This is a genomic window from [Bacillus] caldolyticus (assembly GCF_003595605.1).
In the GTDB taxonomy this organism is placed as follows: Bacteria; Bacillota; Bacilli; order Bacillales; family Anoxybacillaceae; genus Geobacillus; species Geobacillus thermoleovorans.
In genome coordinates, this window is the sequence record NZ_CP025074.1 from 1,402,004 (window position 1) to 1,420,308 (window position 18,305).

The 18,305-nt window shown below is 41.9% G+C and carries 16 protein-coding genes and 2 pseudogenes; 4 read left to right on the forward strand and 14 right to left on the reverse strand.

Annotated elements, in window-relative coordinates:
• Positions 1 to 45 precede the first annotated feature (45 nt).
• The 4 genes from CWI35_RS07330 to CWI35_RS07345 form a co-directional block, all read right to left on the reverse strand.
• Positions 46 to 1,398 carry an Nramp family divalent metal transporter gene (locus CWI35_RS07330; protein WP_075261517.1) on the reverse strand — a complete coding sequence of 451 codons (1,353 nt, stop codon included), beginning with the start codon at positions 1,396 to 1,398 and terminating at the stop codon, positions 46 to 48.
• A 325-nt stretch (positions 1,399 to 1,723) separates the two neighbouring features.
• Positions 1,724 to 2,770 (reverse strand): flavin-containing monooxygenase, encoded by a 1,047-nt coding sequence (locus CWI35_RS07335; RefSeq protein WP_011230086.1) that lies wholly within the window; start codon positions 2,768 to 2,770, stop codon positions 1,724 to 1,726.
• Positions 2,771 to 2,795: 25 nt separating this feature from the next.
• Positions 2,796 to 3,743 carry a cation diffusion facilitator family transporter gene (locus CWI35_RS07340; protein WP_011230085.1) on the reverse strand — a complete coding sequence of 316 codons (948 nt, stop codon included), beginning with the start codon at positions 3,741 to 3,743 and terminating at the stop codon, positions 2,796 to 2,798.
• A gap of 14 nt (positions 3,744 to 3,757) precedes the next feature.
• Complete coding sequence (locus CWI35_RS07345; protein WP_011230084.1) at positions 3,758 to 4,066, reverse strand: ArsR/SmtB family transcription factor; 309 nt, start codon at positions 4,064 to 4,066, stop codon at positions 3,758 to 3,760.
• A 102-nt stretch (positions 4,067 to 4,168) separates the two neighbouring features.
• Between CWI35_RS07345 and CWI35_RS07350 the strand changes: the two genes are divergently transcribed.
• Positions 4,169 to 5,113, forward strand: coding sequence for a cation diffusion facilitator family transporter (locus CWI35_RS07350; protein ID WP_414842599.1), 945 nt, complete (start codon positions 4,169 to 4,171; stop codon positions 5,111 to 5,113).
• Between the two features lie 23 nt (positions 5,114 to 5,136).
• Here the strand turns inward: CWI35_RS07350 and CWI35_RS18700 are convergent, their stop codons facing one another.
• The gene (locus CWI35_RS18700; protein WP_020279753.1) at positions 5,137 to 5,262 is read right to left on the reverse strand and encodes a hypothetical protein; all 126 of its coding nucleotides are present in this window, start codon (positions 5,260 to 5,262) and stop codon (positions 5,137 to 5,139) included.
• A gap of 420 nt (positions 5,263 to 5,682) precedes the next feature.
• On the opposite strand from CWI35_RS18700, the gene CWI35_RS07355 reads away from it, so the two are divergent.
• The 3 genes from CWI35_RS07355 to CWI35_RS07370 all read left to right on the forward strand — a co-directional run bounded on the left by CWI35_RS07355 (position 5,683) and on the right by CWI35_RS07370 (position 9,082).
• Positions 5,683 to 5,988, forward strand: a complete 306-nt coding sequence (locus tag CWI35_RS07355) for a metal-sensing transcriptional repressor (protein WP_020754474.1) — start codon at positions 5,683 to 5,685, stop codon at positions 5,986 to 5,988.
• Positions 5,989 to 6,000: 12 nt separating this feature from the next.
• The gene (locus CWI35_RS07360) at positions 6,001 to 7,365 is read left to right on the forward strand and encodes an MATE family efflux transporter (RefSeq protein WP_020279754.1); all 1,365 of its coding nucleotides are present in this window, start codon (positions 6,001 to 6,003) and stop codon (positions 7,363 to 7,365) included.
• A 385-nt stretch (positions 7,366 to 7,750) separates the two neighbouring features.
• Positions 7,751 to 9,082, forward strand: coding sequence for an IS4 family transposase (locus CWI35_RS07370; RefSeq protein WP_047818012.1), 1,332 nt, complete (start codon positions 7,751 to 7,753; stop codon positions 9,080 to 9,082).
• Positions 9,083 to 9,211: 129 nt separating this feature from the next.
• Here CWI35_RS07370 and CWI35_RS07375 read toward each other — a convergent pair whose 3' ends face one another.
• The 9 genes and pseudogenes from CWI35_RS07375 to CWI35_RS07415 all read right to left on the reverse strand — a co-directional run bounded on the left by CWI35_RS07375 (position 9,212) and on the right by CWI35_RS07415 (position 18,027).
• Positions 9,212 to 9,835 carry a ZIP family metal transporter gene (locus CWI35_RS07375; protein ID WP_240432159.1) on the reverse strand — a complete coding sequence of 208 codons (624 nt, stop codon included), beginning with the start codon at positions 9,833 to 9,835 and terminating at the stop codon, positions 9,212 to 9,214.
• A 136-nt stretch (positions 9,836 to 9,971) separates the two neighbouring features.
• Positions 9,972 to 10,445, reverse strand: a complete 474-nt coding sequence (locus tag CWI35_RS07380; protein WP_011230081.1) for a PCYCGC domain-containing protein — start codon at positions 10,443 to 10,445, stop codon at positions 9,972 to 9,974.
• A 317-nt stretch (positions 10,446 to 10,762) separates the two neighbouring features.
• A pseudogene (locus CWI35_RS07385) lies at positions 10,763 to 10,888 on the reverse strand (IS256 family transposase); the annotation flags it as partial.
• Positions 10,889 to 10,953: 65 nt separating this feature from the next.
• A complete protein-coding gene (gene istB / locus CWI35_RS07390) occupies positions 10,954 to 11,706 on the reverse strand; it encodes an IS21-like element helper ATPase IstB (protein ID WP_011230286.1) in 753 nt (250 codons plus the stop codon).
• Entirely contained in the window at positions 11,703 to 13,208 is a 1,506-nt protein-coding gene (gene istA / locus CWI35_RS07395) for an IS21 family transposase (protein WP_033024876.1), read from the reverse strand. Before istA ends, istB begins: the two co-directional genes overlap by 4 nt.
• Before the next feature lie 142 nt (positions 13,209 to 13,350).
• A pseudogene (locus CWI35_RS18820) lies at positions 13,351 to 13,650 on the reverse strand (transposase); the annotation flags it as partial.
• A 498-nt stretch (positions 13,651 to 14,148) separates the two neighbouring features.
• Positions 14,149 to 15,285 carry an IS110-like element ISGka2 family transposase gene (locus CWI35_RS07405; protein ID WP_050367852.1) on the reverse strand — a complete coding sequence of 379 codons (1,137 nt, stop codon included), beginning with the start codon at positions 15,283 to 15,285 and terminating at the stop codon, positions 14,149 to 14,151.
• 233 nt (positions 15,286 to 15,518) lie between these two features.
• Entirely contained in the window at positions 15,519 to 16,067 is a 549-nt protein-coding gene (locus CWI35_RS18550; protein ID WP_240432161.1) for a hypothetical protein, read from the reverse strand.
• 88 nt (positions 16,068 to 16,155) lie between these two features.
• Positions 16,156 to 18,027, reverse strand: a complete 1,872-nt coding sequence (locus CWI35_RS07415) for an RNA-binding domain-containing protein (RefSeq protein ID WP_119877636.1) — start codon at positions 18,025 to 18,027, stop codon at positions 16,156 to 16,158.
• Positions 18,028 to 18,305 lie beyond the last annotated feature (278 nt).

Genomic DNA, 18,305 nt, shown 5'->3' on the forward strand with positions numbered 1-18,305 from the left:
AATAAACCTCATTATCCGCAAAAAGATAATGAGGTTTACTATTTCTTAACCAAAGAATGTTTGGAACAATAAATATGCGTTTAAGCTGATAATCACCATCGCTACCATCCAAGCAAGAACTTTCAACCATAATGGATTTGCGAACTCGCCCATTTTCTTTTTATCGCTAGTGAATTGAACGAGAGGCACTACCGCGAAAGAGAGCTGTAAAGAAAGAATAACTTGGCTCAAAATAAGTAATTGAGCCGTTCCGCTTTCGCCATAAAGAGCAGTTACAACAACGGCTGGGACAATGGCAATCAATCGAGTGATCAGCCTTCTTAACCAAGCAGGAAGGCGAATGTTTAGAAAACCTTCCATCACAATTTGACCAGCTAAGGTTCCTGTTAATGTGGAGTTTTGACCAGAAGCCAACAAAGCAACTCCAAATAAAATACTTCCAAGTGTTGTTCCAAGCAGTGGAGCAAGCAAGTGATAAGCATCTTCAATCTCCGCAACATCTTTCATTCCTGCTTTATGGAATGTAGCAGCAGAAACAATAAGGATAGATGCATTAATAAATAAAGCGAAAAAGAGTGCAATGGTTGAATCCCAAGTGGCATATTTGATCGCTTGTCGTTTACCCGAGCTGGTTTGTTCGTATTGACGTGTCTGCACAATGGAAGAATGCAGATAAAGATTATGAGGCATTACGGTTGCACCTAAAATACCGATTGCAATATAGAGCATGGATGGATTGTTAATAATCTCTGGGCTTGGAACAAATCCCTTCAATATGCCACCTACATCTGGCTTAGAAAGAAAGATTTCAGTCACAAAGCAAGCACCAATGGTTAGAATTAAAACAATTACCAACGTTTCAATATAACGAAACCCTTTATTCTGTAATAGCAATACGACCAGTACATCCAGAGCTGTAATAATCACTCCATATATTAACGGAATGCCAAACAACAATTTCAAAGCGATTGCCGAACCGATCACTTCGGCTAGATCACAAGCTGCGATTGCCAACTCGCATAAAACCCATAAGATCATTGCTACAGGCTTGCTGTAATGGTCGCGACAAGCTTGGGCTAAATCCCTTCCCGTTACAATTCCCAACTTGCCAGCCAATGCTTGAAGCAATATTGCCATTAAATTGGAAAGCAAAATAACGGAAAGCAACGTGTATCCGAACTGGGAACCTCCTGCGATATCAGTCGCCCAGTTTCCTGGGTCCATATACCCTACTGCAACTAAGTATCCTGGTCCAGCAAACGCAAGAAACTTTTTCATCCAAGAACCCGTTTTTGGTATACGCAAACTTCTATATACTTCGGGCAATGTTGGTTGTGTCCGTTTCTTTCTCCAACCTTCCTCAACGACTAACGGCAGTTTTTTTATATTTTCACTCATGATGATCACCTCATGATTGGTTTTCGCTAAATATTTTGCATTAAGGAAACTTTTGGGGTAAAAAAATTTGCTCCTACAACTTAGAATTAGATATATGTAAGAGCAAAGAAAATGTTGCCTAAATAAATTGTACATCAGAAACTTTTTTAGTCAATGGAAACTTTTATCGTTTGTTAGTTTAAGATCGCTAAAATATTGAACAAGGTACTGACCTTGTTCAAACCATTTAATGATATTTGAAGCTTATGTTTGAATGAATACTCTCCCACTTACGCTAAGCTTAGAAGGGCTATAAAAAGTTCTAACCACAACATTGCAAGCACCTTCAATGGTTTAAAATATCATTTATCAAATACTCTGCATCGGCACCCACTCCTCCAATAAGAGCAGATCCCCTTCGATACTGCCACGGCAATCCCAAGAAGTACAATCCTTTCACAGAAGTTACCCCTCTTTGGTGAATGGGCTTTCCTCTATGGTCTAAAACATTCGGAATTTGAATCCAACTGTAATCAGAATAAAATCCAGTTGCCCAAATGACATTTTGAACTTGAATTTGACTGTTATCTGCAAAAGAAATAACATCTCCTAAAATACTTTCTGTTCTGGGTTTAATTTTAATTTTGCCTTCTTGTATTAAATGTTTCAGTTCTTTACCGAAAATAGGGTCACTTTGCTTACTGATAAACTGACCTAACGAGCTGTTGATATGGACATTTAATAAACCTAATTTTTTAAACCACCAGAAAATACTTTTACCCATTATTTCAAGTGGAAAGAACTTCATTTTATGACCTACAGATAAATAAACTTCTCTGTCTTCGGACAATTCAACAGCAATTTGTGCCCCTGAATTTCCCGCACCGACTACCAAAACAGAGCCTTCTTGTAATTGAGATGGATTCAAATAACGGGATGTATGCACTTGATACACTTTATCGGATAAGCTTTCTGCAAATGGTGGAATGTATGGCTTTTGGAAAGGACCCGTTGCTACAACCACTTTCTCTGCCACATAATTACCATTATTGGTTGTAACTTTAAAAATCTCATCTTCTTTTTGAAGGGAAATGACTTCTGTGTTCAGATGAATAGGTAATTCAAATTTTTGAGCATAATCCTCTAAATAATCGGCAATTTCATCCTTGGTTGGATATCCGTTCGGGTCACCCTTTAAAGCCATTCCTGGCAAAGAACTGAACCAGCGAGGAGTAAAAAGAACTAAGGAATCATATCGGTTTCTCCAAACATCTCCGATTCGATTTTCCTTGCCAACAATGGCAAACAATATATTATTTTGTTTCAGATAATATCCCATCGCTAGTCCTGCCTGACTAGCACCGATAACCAGAACATCAACGATGTGTTGCATTTTATCACCTCTCTTCTGAAAAGGATTAAACTTTCATTTCCCCGTGATGGATTTGAGAGGTTTCAATTTGAATGGTTGCATGCTGAATTTTAAAGTGGTCCTCAATAAAATGGATCGCTTCTTGTAAAACCTTTTGGCTGTCTTGATGATCTTCAATCAAAATATGGCAACTTAATGAGTCTAACCCTGAAGTAATTGTCCAAATATGAAGGTCGTGAACGTTAATCACTCCTTCAATACTTTCTAAGGCTTTTTTCACTTCATTTTGGTCAATGGTAATTGGCGTTCCTTCCATCAAAATGTGAACCGTATGTTTAATCACTCCCCAAGCGCCTTTCAAGATTAATAAGGCAACCAAAATGGAAATAATGGGGTCAGCGACATACCAACTAAAGAGCCACATGACAAGCCCAGCGATGATAGCACCTACGGAACCCAAAGCGTCACCGATCACATGAAGATAGGCACTACGCAGATTGACATTATTTTTTACATCCCCTTTTTTCATTAACGCCCAGGCACTTAAAAGATTGGCAAAAAGTCCAATGGACGCAATCAGCATCATAGAGCCGCTAGCCACGGTTGGAGGATTGTAAAAACGTTCAATTGCTTCCCAAATAATAAATCCAGCGATAACAAACAAGGTAACTCCATTAAACAAAGCGGCTAAGATTTCAAAACGATAAAAGCCATACGTTTTATTGGGGGAAGCTGGTTTGGTGGCAAACCAAATTGCCACTAAGCTAAGAACAAGTGAACTAGCATCACTAAGCATATGACCAGAGTCAGAAAGAAGGGCTAGGCTGTTTGTGATTAAACCTCCGAAAAACTCTAACAACATAATTCCAGCGGTAATGAGAAGGGCAATTGTAAGCCCTTTTTTATTTCCTTCTCTACTGTGATCATGGTGATGTCCGTGGTGATGGTGATGACCATGGTGGTCGTGAGAATGATGGTGGTGATGATGATGCATGATAAAATACCTCCTTAATGATGTTCAGAATGGTCAATGGCTTGTTTTAATAATGAAATAACATGTTCGTCATCGCAGGAGTAAAACAGTGTTTTTCCTTCACGGCGATACTTAACCAGTCTCAGATTTCGTAACATACTAAGTTGATGGGAAACGGCTGATTGAGACATTTCCAACACTTCTGCAATGTGATTGACATTGCACTCTTCTTGCGATAACAAATAAAGAATTTTGATTCGTGTTGGATCGGCTAATACCTTAAATATTCGCGATACATTTTCAATGGTTTCAGATTTTAAGAAAGAATGGTCTTCCATCTTCATGATGATTCCCCTCACTTTATTTATTATATATGAGCATATGTTCATATGTATGTATCATATTTTATATTCATTTTTTTTGTCAAGTTTAGGAAATGTTTTTTCATGAAAATGGGTTATTTAGCTCATAATGAATGGAAGGAGGATGATGATATGGGACACAATCATAATCATTCCCACGTACCGGATAACAAAAAGGGATTAATGATCGCTCTTCTTATTACTTCGGGGATAACGGTTTTGGAGTTCTTTGGCGGACTATTGACGAATAGCCTAGCATTATTATCAGACGCAGGGCATATGTTAAGCGATATTGGCTCTCTAGCTTTGAGCTTAGTCGCTATGTGGTTCGCCGCAAGACCACCTTCTCCACGAAAAACATACGGTTTTTACCGATTTGAAATACTGGCAGCTCTGTTGAATGGACTGCTCTTATTCGTCATTGCGGGATTTATTTCTTACGAAGCTTATAAACGTTTTTTTGAACCTCCAACAGTCTCAAGCGGTACAATGATGCTCATTGCTACCATTGGATTGTTGGCAAACATGACTAGCGCATTTATTTTAACAAAAAAGAGTGATACCAAAGAAAATGTAAATGTGCGAAGTGCCTATTTGCATATTATCTCTGATGCATTAGGTGCAGTTGGGGCAATCGTGGCAGGGATTGTAATGTACTTCTTCGGCTGGTATGTGGCTGACCCCATCATCAGTGTTGTCGTGTCGCTATTAATCCTAAAAAGCGCTTGGGGTGTAGTAAGCAGCTCCTTCCACATCCTGATGGAAGGAACGCCGATTACCATTGATATGGAGAAAGTAAAGCAAACGCTTCAGTCCATTGAGGGGGTAAAAGATGTTCACGATTTACACGTCTGGACAATCACCTCTGGGTTGGATTCGCTCAGTTGCCATTTGCTCATCGATGATACCAAGGATAGTCAGGACATTTTGAAACAGTCTATCCAACGGATTGAAGAAGAATTTCACATCTTGCATACGACCATTCAAGTGGAAAAATCGGACTTGCAACATGCCGATTTAAGGGTATAAAAAGGACAGCAGTGAGCTGTCCTTTAAAATATCAGCACATCTTTTGTAAATTCTTCTTCAAGTTCCCGTATGACGTTATCCTCATTACTTGTTTGTTGTATTTGTTCCTCTTTTTTTTCTGTTTCTTTCTTGTCTTTATCCCTGTTCATTAGAAACCTCCGTATGAATGCAGTTTATCGATCGATTCAAAATGACCGCTTTTTATTGTTCGTTTTGGGTTTCATTTTTAGCATCCTCCTTGTTACGTTCTGTATACCATATCATCCCCACATTTTAGTTGTGTCACATCCGCTTTCATATTTTTAGCGATGTCTTGTGATATGACAAGAAAAAAGACGTTCCAAAACTGTTTTAAGTTTGAACGCCAATTTGCTTGTCATTTTAATCTTTCCACCTCTTAACTGAACCCGTTATTTTATGTCGGTCTTTTTTCTTTTCCATCTTGAACTATCGATTCCCGTTAGTGCAATAGGTGACTTCATGATGTAAAGATTCATCTTTTTTAGGTGGGATTTTTTATAATGACATATCCCCCATGGGGGGATATTATTATTTAAGGAGGGATTAGTATGAGTGAAAAAAATCGTGAACATAGTCATCGACACAATCATGAACATAAATACCGAAAACAAGTTATTAACCGATTAGCAAGAATCGAAGGACACGTTAGAGCTATTAAGGAAATGGCTGCTGAAGGGCGTGATTGTCCAGATATTCTTTTGCAAATTGCAGCAGTTAGAAAAGCTTTGGATAGCACGGCAAAAGTGATCTTTGCAGACCATATGGAAAGTTGTCTTGTTGATGCCGTACACCAAGGCAATGAAGATCAAGTATTAAACGATTTAAAAAAAGCTTTAGATAATTTCATACGTTAGGAAGTGATTGGTATGCTTTCAGAACGCATTATTCAGGAGCAAACAACCAAACAAAAGATTTCCATGATCATTTCCTTGGCTGTTCCAGCCATGATTGAAAATATTCTCCAAACTGTGGTTGGTTTTGTCGATACTCTTTTTGTTTCTAAACTCGGATTAAATGAAGTCACCGCAGTTGGTGTGGCTAATGCTGTCTTAGCTGTATATATCGCGGTTTTTATGGCAATCGGAGTAGGTACGTCCTCGCTTGTTGCTCGTTATATAGGAGCCGGGGATTTTGAAAAGGCAAAGGCTGTAGCAAAACAATCAACTTGGATTTCTTCTATAGCAGGCTTATTATTGGGTATTATTACTTTATTGTTTGCTGAACCACTACTTCGAATAATGGGTGCGGAACCCAATGTTTTGGCTGATGGAACCGTTTATTTTCGTATTGTTGCGGGACCATCCATTTTCATTTCCCTTATGTTTATTTTTGGAAGTATTTTAAGAGCTGCTGGGGATACAAAAACACCAATGAAAGTTAGTTGGTGGATTAATTTTATTCATATTGCATTAGATTACATCCTCATATTCGGACTAGGGTTTAATGGGTTTGGGGTTGCCGGTGCAGCTTGGGCAACGGTAATTGTTCGTATTCTAGGTGCAATCGCTCTTTATTATTACATTAAAAAGTCCAAAGTTTCTTTCTCGATTTTTGGCGGTACGTCAAGTAAATCATTTACTTCTCCAATTTTAAAGTTATCTGGACCGGCAGCAGCAGAAAGGCTTATTATGCGTTTGGGTCAGGTACTCTATTTTGGATTGATTGTCCGAATCGGTACCGAAACCTATGCCGCTCATACAATTGCAGGAAATATTGAAACCTTTTCTTATATGCCGGGTTATGGCTTAGCTGTAGCTGCTACGACATTGGTAGGGCAAAGCATTGGGGCTAAACTTGAAAAAGAAGCTTATAAATACGGAATGCTAACCACAGGAATTGCCGTAGGGTTTATGTCCTTCGTCGGAATTATATTGTTTTTCTTTTCACCTTGGTTCGCAGCTTGGTTTACCACAGATAAAAACGCAATCGATATGGTGACTACGGCATTAAGAATTGATGCATTTGCTCAACCAGCGTTGGCTGTTGGCTTAGTTTTAGCAGGTGCTTTACAGGGGGCAGGAGATACCAAAAGTCCAATGTACAGTACAGCTATAGGAATGTGGATCATTCGTGTTGTAGGTGTTTATATATTGGGAATTCAATTAGGAATGGGTATAGTTGGTGTTTGGTTATCGATAGCTATAGATTTATTTGTTCGTGCCATCTTTTTGTTCTTTATGTTTAAAAAGCGAATGTTTTATCTATCTAATCAAGGAGAATATCAGCACTAATCAAATAAATGGGGGAAAGGTTCTATCGAAAATCTTTACCCCAAAAAAACTATACCTATAATGGAACATTATTGCCAGTTAGTCATCCTTAGAGCGAGCTTCACCACAGATGATGGGAGTTCATTCGTCTTTCCATGGAAAACAACCATGCTTTTAACAGAGCCTACAGAAAAAATAAGTAAAATGAAACCAATACAAAACCGATTATAGCTATGATAACGCAGTATATTTTTGTAGATGTGCGTAAAGCTGTTCCGAAAATCTCTTTTCCCGTCACGGAAAGCATGACCCCATACCCATCAAGTTAAGAATTTTGGTCTTTGTGCATCGTCAAAAACATGGTATCCTTTCTAACGAACACTCCACGTTAGAAAGGATTTTTTTCATGGAAAAACAAATGAAAGCATGGATTCAAACCATTCGTCAACTCTTTTCTCCCGAAGAATTAACCCGTCTCGCACGGAAAACAGGCTTTATCCGGCGGCAGCGTTCGTTAACGGCGGAAGCCTTTCTGACTCTCTGTGCATGGGGAGATGGCTCACTGGCCAAACAGTCGCTTCAGCGGTTGTGTGCGGCCTTGACGCTCTGGCATGGCTGTTCCCTTTCAAGCGAAGGCTTGAATCAGCGTTTTACCGATCGGGCCGTGGCATTTTTGCGAGAAGTGTTTTTCCTTCTCCTCCTGCATCAACGTCCATTGCTTTTGTCAGCCATGGAGACCTATCGAACTTGTTTTACCCGCCTGCGGATTTTGGACTCAACCAGCTTTTTGGTTCCCGCTGACTATGGGGAAGACTATCGAGGTTCCGTTTCGTCGGGGGTGAAAATTCAGTTTGAATATGACTTGTTATCCGGCGCCTGCCTTCAGCTATGCGTTCAATCGGCCAATGACTCGGACGCTCGTTTTGCCTATCATGCCCAGCATACGATTTTACCGAATGACCTATGTATTCGGGATTTGGGCTTTTTCTCCGTTGCCGCACTGGCCGAGATCGACGCCCGCGGAGCGTATTATATTACTCGGCTCCGTTCCGATATGAAAGTGTATATCAAGGAGAATGGCCAGTGGAAGGAATGGGATTGGGAATCTCTTGGGAATCAATTAAAGGAAGGGGAATCAGTAGAAATGGAACATGTATACATCGGGCATGAGCGTTTGTATATCCCACGCTTGATTTTTCGACGTTTGACGGAAGAAGAATGGCAAAAACGGATGGCGTATGTGCGAAAAAGGGAAAAAAGAAAAGGGAAGGCACTGACACGCCAAACCCTCGAACAAAAGAAATACCACATCTTACTGACGAATTTACCACAAGAGTCGTTTGATGGTCAACAGGTTTATGAGCTCTATTCCCTGCGCTGGCAAATTGAATTGTTGTTTAAAGCCTGGAAATCCGTATTTGATTTGGAGAAAGTCAAGGAGATGAAAAAAGAACGTTTCGAATGCCATTTATACGGGACGTTGATTGCCATTTTGGTCACCCAGACGTTTCTGTTTCAAGCTCGGATGTATTGGCATCAAAAGGAAGACATTGAAATCAGTGAACGGAAAGCGCTCGATCTTCTCCAATCGTATTGGCACCAGTTGCTTTTGCGTTCGCATATGGCGGAAATCAACCTTTTCTCTCTCCTTTCCCTGTTACGAAAACATGCCAAGAAAGGTCGAAGGAAAGGGGAAGAAACGGCATCAGATATCTTAACGAAATTAGAGATATGGTAGAATTAGATATGGATATAAATACCAAATACCCCTCTTCTGGAGGGGTATTTGGTATGCCCAATAATGGATGTGATCCCCATCATTCACTGCGGGGATGAACACGAGTATCGTCTTAAAAATTTTATACCGCTAAACTTGACGGGTATGAAGCATGACCCCCATCGCCAATGCGATAATCATTGCTACTAGCCAAGGGACCCCCATTCCATAATTGCTTCCTATGAAGGCTCCAACTCCTACGGGGGCGGAGGCTATGGTTGCCCCAAGTATGATGCTGAGAATTCCAAACCCAGCCATCAGCAAGGGAGTAAAAACAGCAATACCTTCTGGAATATTGTGAAGCATAATCGCAGTCATCATTGGTTTAGTCAATGAATCGTGAGTATTGGCTCCAAGTGCGATGCCTGTTGGAAAATTGTGTAGGGCAATACTGAATGTTAAAAATAGACCAGAATGTACAAATAAGTCTTTTTTAGCGTCATTGGTAATAATGATCACATGATGGGAAACCTTTTCTAGATGCTTATAAATAAAATAACCAAAAATCAATCCGACAATAGCAATAAACCAACCTCCAATTTCTATGCTTTCAGGCAAAATTTCCATCGTGACCAGTCCAAATATCATACCACTACATACTGAAAAAATGGTTGGCGTTCCTTTTTGCCAGCCTTTAAACAACCAAGCAATCACTCCGCCAGATAACATTCCAATAGCAGAAGCAGAAAACCCTAAAAGCCAAAGTGAGTTCATCCATCATCCCCCTTGTACTAAGTTGTCTTTACTTTTATATCTGCCAAACTTATAAAATATGCCTTAAGAAAACAAAAAATCCTCCACCGTGGGAGGATTGTAAAGCCTTCGTTTTCGGAAAAGTGAGGTTTGTTTATTATAAAGGCATTGGAGTTTTAGTTGGTTTTGCGTAACCTTCTTTGTACTTTTCATCAATGTAATGGCGAATTTCCTTTATAGACTTACCTTCTTGTTTCATTTTAATGGATTCCGCTGCGATTTGTAAGCAAACACCACAACGAGTACCGTGGTCATCCCAGACAACAGAACCATCTTTATTGATTTTTTTGACAAAGCAATTCATACTACTTTTATGTCCCGCACTCTCGGCACAACCGCAATAACAAGGAATCCATTGTAACAACTCTATTGATTTGCCAGCAGCTTGATATACCAAGCGGACCTCTTCACTTTGACCTTTCAAAAAGGTCGGTAAAACGTCAGCAGAAGCAGTTTTTTCTTGCAAATCCCCATTGGAAGAATGCTCTTGATGTGATTGTTCTTTATTGGAACTGCAAGCCGAAATGATCAAAGTGAGCAGAAGTAAAACAATCATTCCCTTATATTTCATCCTTGTCACCTCTTATAACATTAGACATGACTAATATATCATAAGGGGTGGACATATTCAGCGTAATAATAAATTGTTCAAAATATTGTCAATTTATAAAGCTAAATCAACATATTATATTAGTCAACTATAATATGATCAGTTATAATAGGTACCGTCAAGAATTTTGTGTAATGCAAGATAGATAGGGTATCTCTGAAATGGATTTGGAATGGATAGGGGACTAGTTTCCTCCACACGAGGGACTGAATATTCAGTCTATTGCGCAGAAAGGGAGAATCCCCTTATCGTATTGGTTTGATATTTACATTATTTGGTTAATTGTAACGTTCTTCAAACATTCGCTCGAGGGCTTCCTGTGCTTCGGCAAATCCTCTTAACTTTCGCCCTGCCCATTTCTCATTAAAATCTTGGATGGTCAAATACACGACTTTTTCCGCGGTGTTTTTTGCAAGCAAAAAATGCAGAGAAGTGCAAGAAAAAATACATAGGCTTGCCAGCTCAAGACTTAAGGTTCCAGACCGGAGGCAGAGGACGGCTGGATCGCGGAGAGAGCGTTCCGCAGTCGATAGCTCTCTCCCGTAAAGGCCAAGATGTGGGCGTGGTGAACCAAGCGATCCACCAACGCTGCCGTCAAACGGTTGTCCCCAAACACCCGATTCCACTGTCCAAATTCTAGATTCGATGTCACCATGACGCTTTTTCGCTCGTAACAGTCGGCGATAATATGAAACAACAGTTCCGATCCTTGCTTTTGAAACGGCACATAGCCGAGTTCATCCAAAATCAACAGTTCGCATGGGTCGAGGCTTCGTTTCAGCCGTCCGAGCGTGCCGTTTTTCAACGCCTCTTCCAGCTGGGCGACAAGATCCGCGACGCGGAAAAACCGAACCTCATGGCCTTGTTGGCACGCCTGAATGCCAAGTGCTGTGGCGAGATGGGTTTTCCCCGTTCCAGGTGAACCTAAAAGCAGAACGTTTTGCTTTCGCTCCAAAAAGCGAAGGTCACACAGTTCCTCCCTCGATGTCGTGGCTGGCCAATGGATATGACCCGACCATTCGTAATCCTTCAGCCATTTCAACTCCCGAAACTTGGCTTTCTTGATCAGCCGAGCCTGTTTCGCTTCTTGGCGGCACGACAGTTCCAGCGCCAATACATCCCGCAAAAACTGTTCTTTCGTTTCGAATCTCACCTCCTCGAATCGATCTGCGATATAGGCCAAATGCAGCGCTTTACAAATCTCTTTCACCTCTGCTCTCATCTCTGGACACCCCCTTCCCGAGCGGGATGAAGACGTTGATCATACACCGTTAAATCCGTTTCATAGTCGATTAGAACGGAAGGGGTGTATGATTCTTCCCACTTGTCCGGGTAATAGGAGTGCTTCGCTTCCATCAACACGCCGATTTCATGAGGAGCCAAGTCCCATCGCTGACTCTCCTCGAGCCACTGGGCGATTTCGTAAAGCGTGTGCCGATCCAACAGCGCTCGCAGTCCTTTCAAACGGGCCGCCACCTGGGGCGGGGGGCCAGCCAGATACGTTCGGATCGCCTCCGGCAAGTACGTCCGGTAGCGGGAATGTCCGACAACCCGGGGTTTGGTCTCCCACTCAGCGAAAATCTCTTTCCAAGGGATTTCGCGTTTCACGTTCGTATACGGCCTGGGCGCTTCAAGATGGACGTCTCCATCGGAAGAGAACACAACGAAACGATTCCATTCTTTCTTCACTAACACCCGGTTGGGGACGGACAGGCCATGGACGACGAACGCCTTCCCATCCACCATCACTTCTCCGTACTTATTCACGTAAGCGTGATCGAGGGAGAAGATCGGAAGATCTTGTTCCGGCAACGCCAACAGCTCCGGTTGCTCTTCCTGCCATAGTTCCTCGATCCACCGCCCCTTTTCATAATGAGGACGGTTTCGGTCCTCGACCATCTTGCGATGCAGCCACTCCACCAGCTCCGGATCCGACTCCATCAATGGAGCGGGGATGAAACAAAGGTTGCGAGTGTAATAGACTTTTCGCTCCGCATTTCCTTTCTCATGTCCACTGTATGGATTGCACACTTGTACATCAAACCGATAGTAGAGTTGAAATTTCTCAAAAGCCTCGGTGAATCGGCGTTCTCCCCCTTTTCGAATCGACACAATGGCCGCGGACAAATTGTCAATGCGCAATGCCTTTGGCACTCCCCCAGCCTGACGAAACAGCTGCGTCAACCCATGGAGGAAGCATTCACTGTTTTCCGCCGGCAGCGGATAAGCAAACGCAGCGTTGCTATAGGGAAAGCTCATGATCAAAACCGATCGCTCTTCTTCCTTCCCCTCCTTCGTCACAACCGTCATCTTCCCGAAATCCACCTGCGCCTCGCCTGGCGGGTGCTCCAGTCGTTCATAGCGCTGTTCTTTCTCGAGCTTGAGCTGCGGTCTTCGTTTTTGCACGTACGCGCAAACGGTGCGATACGAGCCTTGAAATCCATGGTCACGACAAAGCGCTTCAAACATCGTCTTGTTCGTTCGCCGTTGTTTTCTCGGCAGTTTGGCATCCTCCTCCAACCAGTCATCAATGATTTGCCCGTACCCTTCTTCCTCCATCATCCCCTTTTTGCGTTTGATGGTTGGTTGGACAGAAATGTCTCCATCTGCGTATTTCTTGACCGTTCTCCAGTTATATCCCGTTTCACGGGAAATTTCCGCAATCGATAACCCTTTCTTTTCACGCAGTTTTCTGATACGATTAATTTCGGGCATTGCCAGCATCCTTTCGCTCCTCCACTGTTTGGTTATGTGTTCACAACTTCCACAGTAGAGGAAATGTTAGAGGCTGGCAAGCCTTTTTTCTTTGCCTTCAGCTCTGCACTTTTCGTTGCAGAACTCTGTATTTTTATTTTGCAATAAACACCGCGGCTTCTAAACTGCTCAAACTGTTCATCGGCTTTAGACGTTTCCGAATCTCTTTGATCGTTCGTTCAATGGCATTGGTTGTATAAATCACACTTCGAATACTGCTCGGATAGTCCATAAAGGTGAGAAGGACATCCAACTCATTTGCCCACGATTGGACTTCCCTTGGGTATTTGTGAGACCATTTGGATTGAAACTGTTGAAACATCTCCAATGCGATTTCTTTATTCGGAGAACGATAAATGAGTTTCAGGTCCTCCGCCATTTCGAATTGATCTTTTTTCCGAACACAACGGAGATAGCAGCCGTTTCTCCTATTCGGTGTTCGAGCCTGTTCGATTTCGAGGAAATGTTTGATTTCTTCCCGCATAATCAGCTCTAATTTTTCTTTCACAAATTGACGAATAACACTTTCCAGTTGATTTGCCCAGTCGACATTCGGTATACTTCTTTTAGACATAGGTAGGGTTCTCCTTTCTCTAAGATTTTTGGTCCAATCAGAGAATACCCTACCTTTTTTCTTTTGTTCTAGCAAAATGTTTTACACAAACTTTTATACATCACCAATCGGTCAGGGTGACTTTTTGGTAATACTGCTTGCTGATATAACTTGTGTTTAAGCATTGAATGGATTGGCAATTTGCGAATTTTTTCCGTGAAAATCCCCACCACTTGGTGAGTGCGGTATACGCTCCTGATCCGTGAGGGTATACTGAAAATGGCCAAAAAAGGCAATAGGAAAGCAGAGGTGCCCGATTTTAGGCATCTCGTATAACCTGTCTGCCTTTTGGCTAGACTAAATAAGTTGTGGTTGGCGGAACGGCTCTTTGCGGGAGATCATGCAAAAGATGATCACCAACATCCGCCGAGCAATGGCGATGAGGGCTTTTTTCTTCCCGCACCGGGCCGCCAACGACCAAAACTTTCGGGACAAGGGATGCGTCTTGGATCGAGCTGCTGACCATGCCGCCTCGCATAACGCCGATCGGAGATGGGGATTGCCTTTTGTCGTGCGCGTGCTCTTTCGCTTTCCGGCGCTTTCATGGTTGCCGGGGGACAATCCAGTCCATGAAGCCGCCCGTTCCGGCGTTTCAAAGACGCTCATGTCGGTTCCCATCTCGGCTATGATGACGGCGGCGGTTTGTTTTTTGATTCCAGGCATGGTCATCAGTAAGTCCACTTCCTCCCGATACGGCTCGAGCAGGCGGTCGATGTGCTGGTCGACTTCTTCGATTAACTGCTCCAATTCCTCAACGTGTTTCCACAAGAGACGAAGGAGACGGAGCTCGTGTTCGGTCAAGGTGCCGAGCAGCGAATCGTACACCGCTTGCTTTTTCTTTTTGAGCCTTCCGCGCAGGCATTGATCCAACTCGTCCTTGTCCACGTATCCCTTCTCAAGCAGCCGGGCGAGGATGTCTTTTCCGGAAACGCCGAAGAGATCGGAGAGGACCGAGCCGAGTTTGACATTGGAAGACTCGAGCACTTTTTGAATCCGGTTTTTCTCCGAAGTCAGCTGTCCGACCCACTTTTTGCGGAGGCGGGTAAAATCCCGCAATTCGCGAATATCCGCTGGGGGGACGAAACTTTTTTCAACGAGTCCATGGCGGAGCAGCTTGGCGATCCACTCGGCGTCAGAGACATCGGTTTTTCTTCCCGGGACATTTTTGATCCGCTGCGGATTGGCCAGTGTCAAGTCGACATAGCCCTCGAGGAAGGCGAAGACCGGTTTCCAATACACGCCGGTGGATTCCATGGCGACATGGGTGACCCCATGGTCTTCGAGCCACTCAAGCAGGTCGCCAAGTCCTTTCGAGAACGTGGAGAAGGTTTGAATGTCCTTTTGAATGTGTCCATCTTCTTCCCATAGCGCGCAGGCGACGATGGTTTCGGCATGAACATCCAATCCTGCGCAGCGAGGATAGATGACATCCATGATGAAAATCCTCCTTTTCGATGATCGAGTGCGCAAACAGCGAATCCACGGGAGAAATGCGGCAGTTTTCCGTTCGTCGTCACCTTTCCTCCGCATCGGGAAAGGGCGGACAATGGGTGGTGCACCCAGTGGATTCGAACGCTTTTCTGTACAGGGTCCAAGCCACCATTAAGTATAACGTCCTATTGAGCTGTTTGCGCCTACTCTTCATTATGGGAAGAAAAGGGGGATTTTCATGCCCGGGTGGAGAGCAAAAATTGCTCATGGAACTTTTCTATGTTTATCAAACTTCCTTCATTTTCCCGGGCTTTTTTGATTATGTCAAAAGGAATATCCGGATGGACAAAATAATTTTCAATCTCAGCTTGAGTAACTCCCAGCTTTCGGGCTATCGTGACAACCTTTACTCCGCTATTAACCATTTGATCAATCAACATATGTTTGTCTAACCACTTTGTTGTTTGATGATGGAACATCCTCCTTAGCAACTTAATTCGTTGTTCCGTTTCATTCGAATATCGCTGAATAACGCAAAATATTTTTGGGCACCTTTTATGCATTTCATTCATTTTTTTATATGCTAAGTATTCTGGGTACCCCGCAACTAACCAATATTTATCTTCCGTTCGATCCTTTTCAACAATAACATGGCTGCTTAACTGATCCCCTCCCTCTAATATTTTGACCATTTTCTCTACTGCTCTTTTTGAAACATTTTCAACGTATATGGGGACAATTTTATCTAATTCAATGGATTCCATCCAAATCCCATCAAGCTTCATTCGTACCCCTCCCCATCATATTTTGTAAAACTATATGAGAAGGGAAATTTGTCTAATAACAATAAACCAGCATTAGGAATCCAATATCCTAATGCTGGTTTGTAAAAAGAGATCGTGTCATATATGCTTGTTTCGGATGGTTTATTTGCTCTGGATATAGCGGTTCTAATTTCCCTTCCTTAAGCAATCGTGAAATGTACTTTTTGCGAAGAGGATCCATCTGCCTATTCAGTAATTGACTTAATTCTTTGAGCGTTAACGGCTTAATTGCACAAAGATTTAAAATGATCTCATCCATTTCGGAAGGATTTAATCTCTTTTTCTTCCTTGCTAATTCAGAAATATCCAATAGCACTTTTTCATGATCTTTTGTTTGTTCGTTTTCGTTAGGTCCGGAGTTAGCAGCGTTAGGTCCGGAGTTATTAACATTAGGTCCGGAGCTTATCCGATTATATCTGGAGTTCCCTATAGACTTTTGATGAAACATTTCCGTTAGCGTATATTTTGTACCTCTTCCTTGTCCATTTGGTTCTAAATATCCTTTTTCCACCAGTCCGGATAATAATTTGCTTATTTCATCACTCTTTTTATCTGTCAGGCTTTGCAATCTCGTATTGGTCACATAATTTTCTTGATGTGCCGTCACTAAAATTAATACTTCATCATTGGTTAAAAACTTATAATGTTTCCCAAGAACTGCTTTTAGAAAATCGACGCTTTCCTGCGGTAATAATGAAGTTGTTCGCAACGTAAGAATCGTGCGATCCGGCTGAAATTCTTCAATTAATTCTGGGGCAGTCCAATGTTGTTCTTTCCACGCCAAATGAATATTCTCAATCCCCGACCCTGCCCGTTCACCAAGTCCGATTAACATAAACATTTTAAAAATCGTTGGATTTCTCGGATCACTTATTCCACCTTTCAGTGCTTGTTGCAAAGGAATCCGAAGAACACCCGGGTTGGAAAATCGAAATAACATCTTTTCCTTTTCGACAACAATTCCGCGTTGCCCGTAGTAATCGGCATGAGCCAACGTATTGACTAAAGCCTCACGAAGAGCAGCGTGCACCCTTGTATCATCCTTGCGAAAAAGCCCCTCCATTTGAAAAGGAATGTTTAAATCATCCGTTAGTCTGCGGATCACTTTAAAATAAAAATCATACAAATTCCCCGACCAAGTGCCGTCGGAAGAAATAATCCGATCTGTCCATCTCTCCCCCGGCACATCCGAACTCTTTTCCCGATATTCCAAAAAATACTGTGGTAAATACTCTGTAATGCTGCGCTCTTCCCCAAACATGAGCAACCCGGCTAATGTTAGCCCTTCCTCGTTAGTTTCGCGTAGCCTTCCCAAAGCTCCAATTTTATATAAAAATTCCTTCAGTTCTAAACCATTCCAAGGATGATCTGGTTTCAAAGAAGAAAAGCGATTTCGATAACTTCTCACCGATTCCATATTCAAATCATTTAAACCGTAATTGGGAAGAACTTTGCTGTCTTGAGGAATTGGAGATTGGTCCGCTATCATTCGCTGTACTTCTTCTTTTGTACATTTATAGTCTCCTTCATAATTGCGGCGATATGTACCTGTAAAAGGATTATGACCAATATAAATTGGCTTGTCCTCACGTGAAGCTCTTGGAACATAAATTTTCACGATTTCTTTCCCATCAACTTCAATAATTTCTACATTTCGATCCACTAAGATATTTTTACTAATCCTTTGTGGATTATTAATTCCATCCCAAAAGTCTTTGACTAACTTTTTTGCATCAACATCGACTGGGAAAAACTCTTGTCCTTTTTGCTCGACCCCAAGCAAAATAATACCGCCATTTGTATTTGCAAAAGCAGAATACGTTTCCCAAACATCTTTCGGTAGACCGCCTTTGGCTGCTTTACATTCCAATTCGGCATTTTCTCCATCTTCTATAATACGCAACAAATCCTTCGCGTCCATTCCGCCATATATCTCCTTTAAATTTCTAATATTTACTACAAATTATTTGACAACGAAAAGAAACAATCCTTTTAACATTCAACAAATTATACAATTTTCCATTTGTCAAAGAAATTTATGGTTCACCAGGACAAAATGTATTACAAATGTTATTTTAGCATGATCACTAAACATTATCGAACCATACAGCAACCATGAATCAAATGAGCAATAATTAAAAATTGCAACATCAAACAAATAAAAAAATCACTTTCGTATACAAGTGATTCCACATTTAC